This window comes from Pseudorhodobacter sp. E13 (genome assembly GCF_003991405.1).
In the GTDB taxonomy this organism is placed as follows: Bacteria; Pseudomonadota; Alphaproteobacteria; order Rhodobacterales; family Rhodobacteraceae; genus Pseudorhodobacter.
The window spans coordinates 78,545-91,093 of record NZ_RPEN01000149.1 but is presented as its reverse complement, the minus strand read 5'-3'; the positions used below and the strand labels follow the sequence as shown (position 1 = coordinate 91,093).

10 protein-coding genes are annotated in these 12,549 nt (G+C 63.4%); 7 read left to right on the top strand and 3 right to left on the bottom strand.

Going from position 1 to position 12,549, the window contains the following annotated elements; genetic code table 11:
- Positions 1-2: 2 nt before the first annotated feature.
- The 3 genes from EGN72_RS05790 (at position 3) to EGN72_RS05780 (ending at position 3,089) form a co-directional block, all read left to right on the top strand.
- Positions 3-524 (top strand): hypothetical protein, encoded by a 522-nt coding sequence (locus tag EGN72_RS05790; protein ID WP_127045702.1) that lies wholly within the window; start codon positions 3-5, stop codon positions 522-524.
- A gap of 12 nt (positions 525-536) precedes the next feature.
- Positions 537-917 carry a response regulator transcription factor gene (locus EGN72_RS05785; RefSeq protein WP_127045737.1) on the top strand — a complete coding sequence of 127 codons (381 nt, stop codon included), beginning with the start codon at positions 537-539 and terminating at the stop codon, positions 915-917.
- Between the two features lie 66 nt (positions 918-983).
- Positions 984-3,089, top strand: a complete 2,106-nt coding sequence (locus tag EGN72_RS05780; RefSeq protein ID WP_127045701.1) for an exonuclease domain-containing protein — start codon at positions 984-986, stop codon at positions 3,087-3,089.
- A gap of 310 nt (positions 3,090-3,399) precedes the next feature.
- Here the strand turns inward: EGN72_RS05780 and truA are convergent, their stop codons facing one another.
- Entirely contained in the window at positions 3,400-4,170 is a 771-nt protein-coding gene (gene truA, locus EGN72_RS05775) for a tRNA pseudouridine(38-40) synthase TruA (protein WP_127045700.1), read from the bottom strand.
- A 115-nt stretch (positions 4,171-4,285) separates the two neighbouring features.
- Between truA and EGN72_RS05770 the strand changes: the two genes are divergently transcribed.
- The 3 genes from EGN72_RS05770 (at position 4,286) to EGN72_RS05760 (ending at position 7,405) form a co-directional block, all read left to right on the top strand.
- Positions 4,286-5,707: a YcjX family protein gene (locus EGN72_RS05770; RefSeq protein ID WP_233587041.1), complete on the top strand. Its 1,422-nt coding sequence runs from the start codon at positions 4,286-4,288 to the stop codon at positions 5,705-5,707.
- An 88-nt stretch (positions 5,708-5,795) separates the two neighbouring features.
- Positions 5,796-6,254: a DUF922 domain-containing protein gene (locus tag EGN72_RS05765; RefSeq protein WP_158623142.1), complete on the top strand. Its 459-nt coding sequence runs from the start codon at positions 5,796-5,798 to the stop codon at positions 6,252-6,254.
- Positions 6,255-6,391: 137 nt separating this feature from the next.
- Complete coding sequence (locus tag EGN72_RS05760; RefSeq protein ID WP_127045698.1) at positions 6,392-7,405, top strand: YcjF family protein; 1,014 nt, start codon at positions 6,392-6,394, stop codon at positions 7,403-7,405.
- 36 nt (positions 7,406-7,441) lie between these two features.
- Here EGN72_RS05760 and EGN72_RS05755 read toward each other — a convergent pair whose 3' ends face one another.
- Positions 7,442-8,635 (bottom strand): NAD(P)/FAD-dependent oxidoreductase, encoded by a 1,194-nt coding sequence (locus EGN72_RS05755; protein ID WP_127045697.1) that lies wholly within the window; start codon positions 8,633-8,635, stop codon positions 7,442-7,444.
- A 235-nt stretch (positions 8,636-8,870) separates the two neighbouring features.
- Between EGN72_RS05755 and ileS the strand changes: the two genes are divergently transcribed.
- On the top strand, positions 8,871-11,876 hold the full coding sequence (gene ileS / locus EGN72_RS05750; protein WP_127045696.1) for an isoleucine--tRNA ligase: 3,006 nt from the start codon (positions 8,871-8,873) through the stop codon (positions 11,874-11,876).
- On the opposite strand, the gene EGN72_RS05745 is transcribed toward ileS, so the two are convergent.
- The gene (locus EGN72_RS05745) at positions 11,873-12,493 is read right to left on the bottom strand and encodes a YdeI family protein (RefSeq protein ID WP_127045695.1); all 621 of its coding nucleotides are present in this window, start codon (positions 12,491-12,493) and stop codon (positions 11,873-11,875) included. The genes ileS and EGN72_RS05745 overlap by 4 nt on opposite strands.
- Positions 12,494-12,549 lie beyond the last annotated feature (56 nt).

Sequence of the window (12,549 nt, the reverse complement as noted above, 5' to 3'; positions counted from 1 at the left end):
TTATGTTGATGGACTATATCGCCACCTTTGCTGCCGGATTGGGCCTTGTCGGCTTTGTCGTGGTCGTGCGGCACCTGTCGGGGGGGCGGCTGCCGAAATGGACGATTCCGGCCTCTATCGGGCTGGGCATGATCCTGTTTTCCATCTGGAACGAATATACATGGTATACCCGCACGACCAGCGTGCTGCCCGAACAGGTGGTCATCCTGTCCTCGCCTGCGGATAAGGTGTTCTACCGGCCCTGGACCTATGTGTTCCCGGTATCCTCGCGCTTTGCGGCGCTGGATGGCACCGGCATGGTGAAAAGCCCGCAAAATGACGCGCTGCGGATGGCCGAGGTGATGCTGGTGCAACGCTGGACCCCGACACAGCGCATCCCGGTGGCCTTTGACTGCGCAACCGGTCGCCGCGCGGACCTGCTTGAAGGGGTTGAACTGCTGCCCGACGGCACCTTGACCGGGGGCGAATGGATGGATGTCGGCACAGAGGATGAGCTGCAACGCGCAGCCTGCCAAGGGGGGTAGCGACCAATGGCCATGGATGGGGTGAAACAACACAGCGTTCTGGTGGTGGAAGACGAAGACAATATCGCGCTGGCGCTGGATTATCTGATGACCCGCGAAGGCTATGCGCATGATCGCGTCGCCAATGGCGGCGAGGCGCTGGCCCGTATCCGCGCCATGCACCCCGATCTGGTGTTGCTGGATGTGATGCTGCCCGAAATGTCGGGCTATGAGATTTGCCAAGGCATGCGGCTGGACCCGGAGCTGGCCGATATAAAAATCCTGATGATGACGGCGCGCGGCTCTGCGATTGAACGCAAAAAGGGGCTGGCGCTGGGGGCCGATGGCTTCATCTCCAAACCCTTTGAACTGACCGAATTGCGCGCCGAAGTGCGCCGCCTGCTGGAAGGCTGACCACAGGCGAACGCGCAAGACCATGGCCAAGGACCGCAACAGCATCTGCACGGAAAGGCGGCATGAATGACACCGAAAGCCAAACCCTTCGCCCTGCAAAACCTTGGCCTGCGGCTGCGCGTGTTTTTGTTCTTTGCGGCGCTGGCGATTGGCGCGGTGGTGCTTTTGTGCCTTGGGCTGATGCTGGGCTATCGCCGGCTTGGCTCCCCCGAAAGTCTGAATGCCTTTGTGCAAGGCGGCGTGATTGGCGGCTTTGGCGTGGTGGGGCTGACGGCAGCGGTCTGGTATCTGTTTGACGTCAACGTATCCAAGCCGATTGACCTTTTGGCAGGCGCGCTGCGGGCGCGGGCACATGCCGATGTCGGCGCGGTGATGAATGCCGACAGCGCGCGCTATCTGGGCGATCTGGCCCCCGCCGCGCAAGCCACCGCCCTAAGCCTTTCGGAAACCCGCAATGCACTGGCCGAGGCGGTGGCCCGCGAAACCACGCGGCTTGCGGCAGAAAAGGACCGGTTGGCGGCGCTGTTGTCGGATGTGCCGGTGGGCGTGCTGCTGTGTTCGGGCGATCACCAACTGGTATTTTACAATGGCACAGCGGTAGACCTGATCGGGGCGGCGGCGAAAGGTGTGGCTCCGGGGCTGGACCGCAAGCTGTTCGATTATCTGCGCGAAGGCCCCATCCGCCACGCCCATCGCCGCCTGATCGAGGCCGAAGACCCGGACGCCGCCTCGGACCTGCTATGCGCCACCCGCGACGGGGCCGAAATTCTGGCAGCCCGCATGCGGCTTTTGCCCGCCGAAGGCAGTGTCGCCCCCGGCTATGTGCTGACCCTGCGCGATGTCACCGCCGATCTGGCCGCCCATAGCAAACGCGAGGCTTTGCTGGCCGAGGTGCTGGACCGCTTGCGCCGCCCCGCCGCCAATCTCAGCACGCTGCTGTCGGTCTTGCCCGAAGGCGCCGACATCCCGCATGAGATGGACGCCGCCGTGCGCGCCGAGGTGGATCGCCTCAGCCTTGCGGTCAAGAACCTTGCCGAACGGCAAGAGGAAGGCCGGCTGGAGGTGACACCCCGCTCGCCGCAACGCGTGGCCGACCTGACCGATGGTCTGCGCGCCCGGCTGGAGGCAAAGGGCCTGACGCTGAAAGCCACCGATGCCCCGCTGCTGCTGCGCTGCGACGGGTTTGAACTGGTGTCGCTCTTGGCGCGGATCAGCCTTGGTCTGTCCGAGGCGGTCGGGGCCAAGGCGTTTCAACTGACCGTGCAGGAAGACGGCACCGATGCCTTGTTGCGCCTGGGGTGGACCGGCGCGCCTTTGCGGGTGGCGCAGTTGGAAACCTGGCTTGATGCGCCTTTGGATGAGGATGTGCCGGGCATGACCGCCCGCCATGTGCTGACCGGGCATGCCACCGATATCTGGCCCGAAACGCTGGCAGGCGGCGGGCAATGTATCTGCCTGCCCATCCGCATGGCCCGCCGCACCGGCCCGCGCCCGAAACCGATTGCCCGCGCCGTGGTCTATGACTTTGATCTGCTGGGCAAGGCGCGCAACGAAAAGGTCGCCAATGCCGCGCTGGCGGATCTGACCTATGTGGTGTTTGACACCGAAACCACCGGGCTTTTGCCGGGGCAAGGCGATGAGATCGTGCAAATCGCCGCTGTGCGCATCGTCAATGGCAAACGCGTGGAGGCAGAGGTGTTTGACACATTGGTCAACCCCGGCCGCTCCATCCCCGCCGCGTCGACCGTTGTGCATGGGATCACCGAGGCCATGGTGCAGGGCGCGCCTGATATCGCCACCGCAGGCCGCGCCTTTCACAAATTCGCCGAAGGCGCGGTGCTGATCGCCCATAACGCGCCCTTCGATATGGAATTCCTGCGCCGCCACGAACCCGCCATCGGCGCGACATTTGATAACCCGATCCTGGATACCGTGCTACTCTCAGCCGTGATCTTTGGCCAGCATGAGGAACACAGCCTCGACGCGCTGACGCATCGCTTGTCCATCACCATCCCGGAAGAGGCCCGCCACACCGCCATCGGTGACAGCGTGGCCACGGCGGATGCTTTCTTGAAACTGCTGGCCATGTTGCAAGGCCGGGGGTTGACCCGGTTTGAGGACGTGCTGACCGAAATTCGCCGCCACGGGCGCTTGCTCAAGGATCTGAACTGAGGGGCCAGCGGATAGGCGGGCGGGGGCTGTCTGCCCCCCTTCGCCTTACGGCGAATTCCCCCCGAGGATATTTGCGCCGAAAAGAAAGCGGCGAAAAGGTCAAGCACCCCATCGGGGAGGCTGCGTTTTCACGTTCCTCCAGCGACGGGGCGCTTTCTCTCCGGGCGGTCATCGGCTTCCCAGCCTGTACCGCGAGTCCGACGGTAAGCCATCAAAGTTAATGTTTTCTAAAGCGCTTTCTTTTCGGCGCAAATATCCTCGGGGGTGCGGGGGCAGACAGCCCCCGCGCGCTTTGCCGCATAGAGAAACTCTAAGCAAACGGGTCCTGGGGGTAGCCGACGCCCGTCAGATACAAGCCTTGCGGGGGGCAAACAGGGCCGCAGGCGCTGCGGGATTTGGCGGCAAGGGCTTCGGCCACTTGTGAAGGGTGCCAGCTTCCCGCGCCGACCCGTTCCAAGGTGCCAACGATAGAGCGGACCTGGTTGTGCAGGAAAGACCGTGCGCGCAGGGAAAAGCGATATTCAGTGCCTTCGGGATATTCCAGTTCCGCAATCGAAATCTCGTCCAGTGTTTTGACCGGAGAGGCGGATTGGCACATGCTGGAGCGGAAGCTGGTAAAGTCATGCAGCCCGATCAGATGTGCCGCCCCTGACTGCATCGCGGCCAGATCCAACGGGTGGCCCACTTGCCAGACCAGCCCGCGATCATGCGTGACAGGTGCGCGCCGCGACACGAGGCGGAACAGGTAGCGCCGTTCATGCGCCGAAAACCGCGCGTGAAAATCCTCTGCCACCGCGGCGCAAGCCACAACGGACACGGGCAAAGGCCGCAGATGCGCATTGATCGCCCCGGCAAGGCGAAACGGGTCCCATGCCTTTGCCATATCGCAATGCGCCACTTGCCCCAGCGCATGCACGCCTGCATCGGTGCGCCCGGCAGCGGCGATGGTATGGGGCCCCGGTTCCAGCTTGGCCAGTGCCGCCTCCACAGCGCCTTGCACCGTCAACTGCCCTTCGGCCTGACGTTGCCAGCCGTTGAACGGCCCGCCTTCATATTCGATTTTCAGCGCATAGCGTGGCATGCCCCCCGTTACCGCGCCGCCCCGAAGCTGACAAGGGTGTTGCGCGCTTTCCCCTTTGATCCCGGGGCCAGAGTGCCTATCTTGGCCGCAAGCTTCTGGTGAAAAGGGCATTTGAGTGCTGGGTGACATTACAGACGGCATCAGCCGCAGCGTGGAAAATGCCGTATCCGGCGTGTCAGAGGCCTTGTTCGAGCCTGTGATCCGCTTGGGCGTCACCGGTCTGTCCCGCGCGGGCAAGACGGTGTTCATCACCAGCCTTGTCGCGAACCTGCTGGACCGGGGCCGGATGCCGCAGTTCTCGGCAGCCCCCCGTATTCACACCGCGTTTCTGCAACCGCAGCCCGATGATACCTTGCCGCGCTTTGACTATGAAACCCATCTGGCTGCCCTGACGGGGGCGGCACCGGAATGGCCTGCCTCGACCCGCGCGATATCGGAATTGCGCTTGTCGTTGCGCGTGCAGCCTTCGGGGTTTTTCGGCGGCTTGATCGGGGGGCTGACAGGGCCGCGCACGGTGCATATCGACATCATCGACTATCCCGGCGAATGGTTGCTGGATCTGGCGCTGCTGGGCAAGAGCTATGCCGAATGGTCCGAGGCAACGCTGTCCCGCATTGACCACCGCACCGAGGCGCAGGCCTTCATGGCGCAGGCGCGGGCCGAAGATGGCAGCTTGCGGCTGGAAGAACCCCGCGCCCAAGCGCTGGCCGCCAGTTTCACCGATTACCTGAAGGCCGCGCGGGCGGCGGGGTGGTCGGATTGCACGCCGGGGCGGTTCTTGTTGCCCGGCGATCTGGCGGGTAGCCCGGTGCTGACCTTCGCACCTTTGCCCAAGCCTGCCCAGACCCCGCGCGGCAGCCTGTGGCGAGAGATGGAGCGGCGCTTCGAGGCCTATAAATCCCGCGTGGTCAAACCGTTCTTCCGCGATCACTTTGCACGGATTGACCGGCAGGTCGTGCTGATGGACGTGTTGGGGGCCATCCATGCAGGCCCGATGGCGCTGGAGGATATGCGCCGCACCATGGCGGAAATACTGGGGGCATTCCGGCCCGGTCAGAACGGGTTTCTCAGCGCGCTTCTGCTGGGCAAGCGGGTGGATAAAATCCTGTTCGCCGCCACAAAGGCCGATCATTTGCACCACAGCCAGCACCCCCGCCTGACCGCCGTGACCGAGGCGCTGCTGCGCGAGGCGCGGGACCGGGCAGCCTTTGCTGGGGCGGAAACCCGCGCCATGTCATTGGCCGCCCTGCGCGCCACGGTCGAGGAAACCCGCACCCATAACGGCGAAACCCTGGATCTGGTGCGTGGCACTTTGCTGGAAACCGGCAAGCAAGCGGCGATGTTCGCAGGCCATCTGCCCGAGGACCCCAACCACCTGCTTGGCCCCGCCCGCAAAGGCGAGGCGCATTGGCTGGAGGCCGATTACGCCGTCATGTCCTTTGCCCCCGCCCGGCTGACCCTGCGCCCCGGAGAAGGCCCGCCGCATATCCGGCTGGACCGCGCGGCAGAGTTTTTGCTGGCGGACCGATTGGGCTGAGTATCGTGCAAAAGGCCAACTGACTTACCTGCGATTTTCGGGTATATTTTCACCATTTCAAAACTCAATTTTGATGGAGGTTATACCTATGGAAGTCAGGCTTTCACTCAGCCCTCCGCGGCGCACCACCTATCGGGTTTCGGACCCCACCTTGATTGGGGTGCATCGGCTCTTGGATGCGCGCCCCGAATGGAGGCGCTATTCCGGCACCTTGCAGTGCCGCCCCGCAGCGGCACGGATCACGGTGTCATTGCGGCCCTTGATCGAGTTGCCGGAATGGCCGGAATATCGTGCAGCCTCCAGCGCGGATCAGCGGATCTGGGATCAGATGATCCGCGCCTTGTCGCAGCATGAGGACAACCACCACGCCATTTCCTTGCGGCTGATCAATGATTTCAAGGCCGATGTGGAAAGGGCCACAACCCCGATGGATAGGCGCACCATGCGCAGGCGCTGTGTTCAACTGACCCGCGACCATGTTGCCGAACAACAAGCCTATGACCGCAGGTCGGCCCATGGCGCCAATGAGGGCGTGAGCCTGCCATAGCGGCCCTGCGTAACCTGTTGCTGCCTGGCGCTTGCGCTTGCGGTTCAGGGCACAAGCGCTAGACTGGTTTCTCTTGAAGATTGCTGCGTCAATGCGCATTTGACCAGTCAGGCGCATATTGCGCAGGAGAGAATCCCATGACCAAAAACCGCGCTGTGCTGATCGAGTTGGAGGATGCCGCCGCGACCACCCCGTCCGACGCGCCACCGGTGCCCGATCTGGGCCTGCCCGAGGGGCGGGCGGTGGTGGCTGCGGCGGCGGTGGCGAATGCGCAGCCGTCACGCCTCACGCGGTTGGCGGTTTGGGGGCTGGGCGCGTTGTTCAGCTTCATGATTTCGGTCGCGGTGTATGATTTTGTCACCGGTCTGCTGGCGCGGAACACGGTGCTGGGGGGCATCGCCTTTGGCCTGACGGCGCTGGCCATACTGGCGCTGCTGGGTCTGGCCCTGCGCGAGGCTTTGGGGTTTTACCGGCTTGGCCGCTTGGATGGTTTGCGCGCCGAGGCAGAGCGGGTGCGCGCCGAGCAGGACCTGAAAGGAGCCGTGCGCGCGGTGGACCATTTGGCGGGCCTTTATAAGCACCGGGCCGATCTGCGCTGGGGTGCGGCACGGCTGGGCGAACGGCGGGCCGAGGTGCTGGATGCCGATGCGCTGCTGAACCTTGCCGAGACGGAACTGCTGGGCCCCTTGGACCTTGCGGTGCGGGCCGAGATTGAAAGCGCCGCGCGAAGGGTGGCGACGGTGACGGCGCTGGTGCCTTTGGCGCTGGCGGATGTCGCGGTGGCCTTGTTCGCCAATCTGTCGATGATCCGCAAGATCGCGGCGCTGTATGGCGGGCGGTCTGGCACTTTGGGCAGTTTCAAACTGCTGCGCCGGGTGTTTTCGCATTTGCTGGCCACCGGGGCGCTGGCGCTGGGCGATGATCTGATCGGCTCGGTCGCCGGGGGCGGGATTTTGGGCAAACTGTCCCGCCGCTTTGGTGAAGGGGTGGTGAACGGCGCGCTGACCGCACGGGTCGGGATTGCCGCGATGGAGCTGTGCCGCCCGATGCCCTTTGCCGCTTTGCCACGCCCCAAAGTATCGAACCTGATGGGGCGGGCGATGACGGGTGTGTTTGACGGGTTTTCCGGGTCTGACACGAAGGGTCTGTGACGAAGGCGGGAGTCAGGTATTTGGGCCAAGATGAAATCAGGGGCTGCGAAACACTTCGCCCGCCAGAGGGGGGATAAGCTCCCCTGCGACCAGTTTTGACAGGATGCGCGGCAGCGGCCAGGTTAGCGACAGCGGGGCAAGCAGCCAATCGCGCAGGGCAGGCAGGCTGCGGCTGTCGGACTGATATTGCGGGGTGAAGGCCGCGCTCATCCCTTGATACAGGCGCACATGCCAGCGGCGCATCTGGGCGTATGCGGGCAGCGCGTCGCCCAGCGGGGCGCGGGACAGGGCGCGCGACAGGGCCAGCGCATCGAATAGCGCCATATTCGCGCCTTGCCCCAGTTGCGGGCTGGCACGGTGGGCGGCATCGCCGATAAAGGCAAGTCCTGGCGCAAAGGGGCGATGCAGGGTGCCGTGGGAATAGCTGGCCGTGGTCATCGCGGCGGTTGTTGTGACGGTATCAAGGAAGGGCGCGAAATCGGGCCAATGGGCAGTAGCCTCGGCCTTCCACGCATCAATCGGGCGCTGGGGCCAGCCTGCCAGATCGCGCCGCGCCATGGACCAGAAGATTGCCGCATGTGGCCCCTCGCGCCCCGGCACAAGGCCCAAGGGCAGCACCCCTGCCATGCGGCTGGCGCGGAAATAGCGTTGCGAGAGTTGGTTGCTGGGCAGTGCTGTGCCTTTCGGCCAAGGCACCGTGCCCCAGATCGCGCCATAGGGCAGGGGGCGGGCGCGCAACGGCGACAAGGCAGAGCCGCTGCCCGTGGCATCGACCACCAGATCGAACGGGCCGTGCTGCACGCCATTTGCCAGATGCAGCATCCGCTTTGCGCCCTGCATCGGGGCCGATTGCACGGTGGCAGAGGGGATGACCCGCAGGCCCAAGCCTTCGGCCGCGCCCAGAAGGGCTGCGTGCAGGGCGGCACGGTGGATGGCTGTGCCCTGCGCCTGCGCGCGGCCGGCCCTGTCATAGGTGACATCGAGGATCCGCCGCCCCCGCGTGGTTTCGCTGCCAAATATCCGCGCGATGCGCTGGCCTGCCGCACGCACCGATGGCCCCGCGCCGCAAGCCTCTAGCACGGCAAGGCCCAGCGGCTGGATCATCAGGCCAGAGCCGACCGGGCGCGGGCTGTCAAACTGATCGAAAATCGCCACCTCATGCCCGTCTTGCGCAAGCAAGCAGGCCGCCGCCAGCCCCCCGATCCCCGCCCCTGCAATCGCTATTTTCATGCGCCTCATTCCTTGGGCCACCATTTGCCGCAGAAAGCCCATCACAGCATGGCTGGACCACGGCGTAAACCGCGCGTATAACCCCGCGCATGCGACAGATAAACGCGAAAACCATACGAATTAGCGGCCCGGCGGCCTGAGCTTTCTCAGACGCCGGGATGTTTTGCGCCGCCAGCCTTTGCGCGGCCTCGTTTTCGCCTGTCCCCCTTCATTCTGATCCGTAAGGAACCCGCCCATGTGCGCCGATACGCCCAACGCTTTGCCCGACTATAAAGACAGTGTTTTTCTGCCCGAAACCGATTTTCCGATGCGCGCGGGCCTGCCCATGCGCGAGCCGGAATGGCTGGCGCATTGGGACAAGATCGGCATCTATGACCGGTTGCGCGACAAGGCCAAGGATGGCAGCCGCAAGCCCTTTACCCTGCATGATGGCCCCCCCTATGCCAACGGCAACCTGCACATCGGCCATGCGCTGAACAAGACCATCAAGGATATGATCGTGCGCAGCCATCAGATGATGGGCTTTGACGCGCGCTATGTGCCGGGCTGGGATTGCCACGGTCTGCCGATCGAATGGAAGATCGAGGAGCAATATCGCAAGAAGGGGCTGGACAAGGACGCCGTTGATACGGTCGCCTTCCGGCAGGAATGCCGCAAATTCGCCGAAGGTTGGGTCGATATCCAGCGCGACGAGTTCAAACGCCTTGGCATCACTGGCAACTGGGCGGACCCCTATCTGACCATGGATTACCACGCCGAAGCCGTGATCGCGGGCGAGTTCATGAAATTCCTGATGAACGGCTCGCTGTATCAAGGGTCCAAGCCTGTGATGTGGTCGCCGGTGGAGAAAACCGCGCTGGCCGAGGCAGAGGTGGAATATCACGACCATACATCGCATACCATCTGGGTGCGGTTTGGGGTGCAGCCCTTTGGCCCCGGAGTTCGAACTATTCGGAGGGCACTGGCTAAAGACACAAGCGAAGCGGATTTCAATGAAGAGGCTTTCGAGGCCTATCTTGCAGAACTAGAATCTGCCTGTGTGGTGATCTGGACCACGACGCCCTGGACCATCCCGCAGAACCGTGCGGTCTGTTTCGGGCCGGAAATTTCCTACGGCCTCTATGAAATCACAGGCGCGCCGGAGAATTCGCAAGCGCAGGTCGGCGAAAAGATCATCCTCGCCGATGCTTTGGCGGCTTCGGTCTTTGCGGCGGCCAAACTGGAAGACGGCATGACCACCCGCCTGCGCGATGTCACGGCGGCGGAACTGGAGGGGCTGACGTTGGCCCACCCGCTCCGGGGTGTTGAGGGTGCGCAGGGTGAGTGGGACTTTGACGTGCCCATGCTGCCGGGCGACCATGTGACCGATGATGCGGGCACCGGTTTTGTTCATACTGCGCCCAGCCACGGCGATGACGACTATCAGATCGGGCTGAAATTCGGCTTGCCGATGACCTATAACGTCGAACCCGATGGCAGCTATCGCCGCGATTTGCCGATCTTTGGCGGCCATGTCATCATCACGCCCGAGGGCAAGGAAGGCAGCGCCAATGTCGAGGTGATCAAGCAGCTTGCCTATGCGGGCGGGCTGTTGGCGAAGGGCAAGGTCAAACACAGCTACCCCCATTCCTGGCGGTCCAAAGCGCCGGTCATTTTCCGCAACACGCCGCAGTGGTTTGTGGCCATCGACAAAAAACTTGATGATGGCATGGGCGAGATGGGCGATACCATCCGCACCCGCGCGCTCAATTCCATCGACAAGTTGGTGAAATGGACGCCGCAAACCGGGCGTAACCGGCTGTATTCGATGATCGAGGCGCGGCCTGATTGGGTGCTGTCGCGCCAGCGCGCCTGGGGTGTGCCGCTGACCTGTTTCATCAAACGGGGGGCGAAACCCACCGACGCGGATTTCCTGCTGCGCGATGATGCCGTGAACCAGCGCATCCTTGCGGCGTTTGAGGCCGAGGGGGCGGATGTTTGGTATGTGCAAGGCTTCAAGGAAAAAATGCTTGATGGCCTGCATGATCCGGCGGCCTATGATCAGATTTTTGATGTTCTGGATGTGTGGTTCGACAGTGGGTCCACCCATGCTTTCGTGTTGCGTGACCGCCCGGATGGCACGGCAGACGGGATTGCCGATGTCTATATGGAAGGCACCGACCAGCATCGCGGCTGGTTCCATTCCTCGTTGCTACAGGCTTGCGGCACGCTGGGCCGTGCGCCCTATCGCAATGTCGTAACGCATGGTTTTACGCTGGATGAAAAGGGCATGAAAATGTCCAAATCCGTCGGCAATACCGTGGCCCCGCAACAGGTGATCGACGAATATGGCGCGGATATTCTGCGGCTTTGGGTGGCGCAATCCGACTACACGGTTGATCTGCGCATCGGCAAAGAAATCCTGAAAGGCTCTGCCGACAGTTACCGCCGCCTGCGCAACACCATGCGCTTTATGCTGGGCAATCTTGCAGGCTTTAGCGAAGCCGAGCGCGTGGATGTGAAGGAGATGCCAGAGCTGGAGCAATGGGTGCTGCACCGTCTGGCGGAACTGGATGCCGAGGTGCGCAAGGGCTATGCGGCCTTCGATTTCCAAGGCGTGTTCCAAAAGCTGTTTACCTTTGCCACGACGGACCTGTCGGCGGTGTTCTTTGACGTGCGCAAGGACGCACTCTATTGCGACGCGGCAGGCAGCTTGCGCCGCCGTGCCGCGCGCACCGTGCTGGACCTGCTGTTCCACCGCCTGACCACTTGGCTTGCGCCGATTCTGGTGTTCACGATGGAAGATGTCTGGCTGTCGCGCTTCCCCGGTGAAGGGTCTTCGGTGCATTTGCAGGATATGCCGGAAACGCCTGCAGACTGGCTGAACCCCGCGCTGGCGGCGAAATGGGTCGGCATCCGCGCCGCCCGCCGCGCCACCATCGCCGCGCTGGAAGTGCAGCGCACCGCCAAGGTGATCGGCGCCAGCCTGGAGGCCGCACCCGTGGTGCATGTCGAAGACAAGGCCCTGCTGGCGGCGCTGAAATCGGTGAACTTCGCCGAACTCAGCATCACTTCATCCGTGCAACTGACCGCCGACCCGGCCCCGGCTGAGGCGTTTCGTTTGCCCGAAGTGCCGGGCGTGGCGGTGGTGTTTGAAATGGCACCGGGCGAAAAATGTGTGCGCTGCTGGCAGATCTTGCCCGATGTCGGCACCCATAAGCACCCCTGCACCTGTGCGCGCTGTAGCGCGGCGCTGGGTTAACGTTCCATCGCGCCCTTGCCCGCAAGGATGGGGGCGCGAAACTTCGCGATACGGGCGACCCGTGTTTCCGGCTTTTTGGCGGAAGACAGCGCGATGACATAGCTGCGCTGCCGCCCCGGTGTCAGCGCCTCGAACGCTTCGGCAAGGTCTGAGTCCGCGTCCAGCGCGTCAATCAATTCCTCTGGTAAATCCAGAGAGCGCGCCTGTTTCGGGGGCTGAACCCCGGCTTCGGCAAAGCCCTTGGCCTCGGCCAGATAGGCGGCGATCTGGGGCGCGCGCGCCGCGACCTCCTTGGCCGAGGCAAAGCGCATCACGCTGGCGGTCTGGCTGTTTGGCCCCGGCTTCTCCAGCAGTTTGTCGCGGTCGGCCAGCAAAGCCGCGTTCAGGAAGGTTAGTCGAAAATCACCCCGAAACGCCCCGATCAGCGCGATGTTGCGGCCCGCGTGGCGATAGCAGGGGTGGCCCCAGCGCAGTGTTTCCTGCAAGCCTGCGGCAAGGCACAAGGTCCGCAGACGCGCCACGCCCTCCGCCCAAATCCGGGCCGAGCAGTCATCGCTGGCAAAACGGTCACAGCGCCCGCAGCCATCGGTGAAAAAAGTTGCAACCTCGGTGATCATCCGGCCCCCTTTGCGGCCTTGCCAGCCTTTCGCTTTGGCAGCATAGCACATAGGAT

Excerpts from the sequence above, each read along its gene's own strand:
- EGN72_RS05755 (WP_127045697.1), bottom strand. The coding sequence starts at position 8,635 with ATGAAAATAGCGATTGCAGGGGCGGGGATCGGGGGGCTGGCGGCGGCC.
- EGN72_RS05780 (WP_127045701.1), top strand. The coding sequence starts at position 984 with ATGACACCGAAAGCCAAACCCTTCGCCCTGCAAAACCTTGGCCTGCGG.
- EGN72_RS05785 (WP_127045737.1), top strand. The coding sequence starts at position 537 with ATGGATGGGGTGAAACAACACAGCGTTCTGGTGGTGGAAGACGAAGAC.
- EGN72_RS05760 (WP_127045698.1), top strand. The coding sequence starts at position 6,392 with ATGACCAAAAACCGCGCTGTGCTGATCGAGTTGGAGGATGCCGCCGCG.
- EGN72_RS05790 (WP_127045702.1), top strand. The coding sequence starts at position 3 with ATGTTGATGGACTATATCGCCACCTTTGCTGCCGGATTGGGCCTTGTC.
- EGN72_RS05765 (WP_158623142.1), top strand. The coding sequence starts at position 5,796 with ATGGAAGTCAGGCTTTCACTCAGCCCTCCGCGGCGCACCACCTATCGG.
- ileS (WP_127045696.1), top strand. The coding sequence starts at position 8,871 with ATGTGCGCCGATACGCCCAACGCTTTGCCCGACTATAAAGACAGTGTT.
- truA (WP_127045700.1), bottom strand. The coding sequence starts at position 4,170 with ATGCCACGCTATGCGCTGAAAATCGAATATGAAGGCGGGCCGTTCAAC.
- EGN72_RS05745 (WP_127045695.1), bottom strand. The coding sequence starts at position 12,493 with ATGATCACCGAGGTTGCAACTTTTTTCACCGATGGCTGCGGGCGCTGT.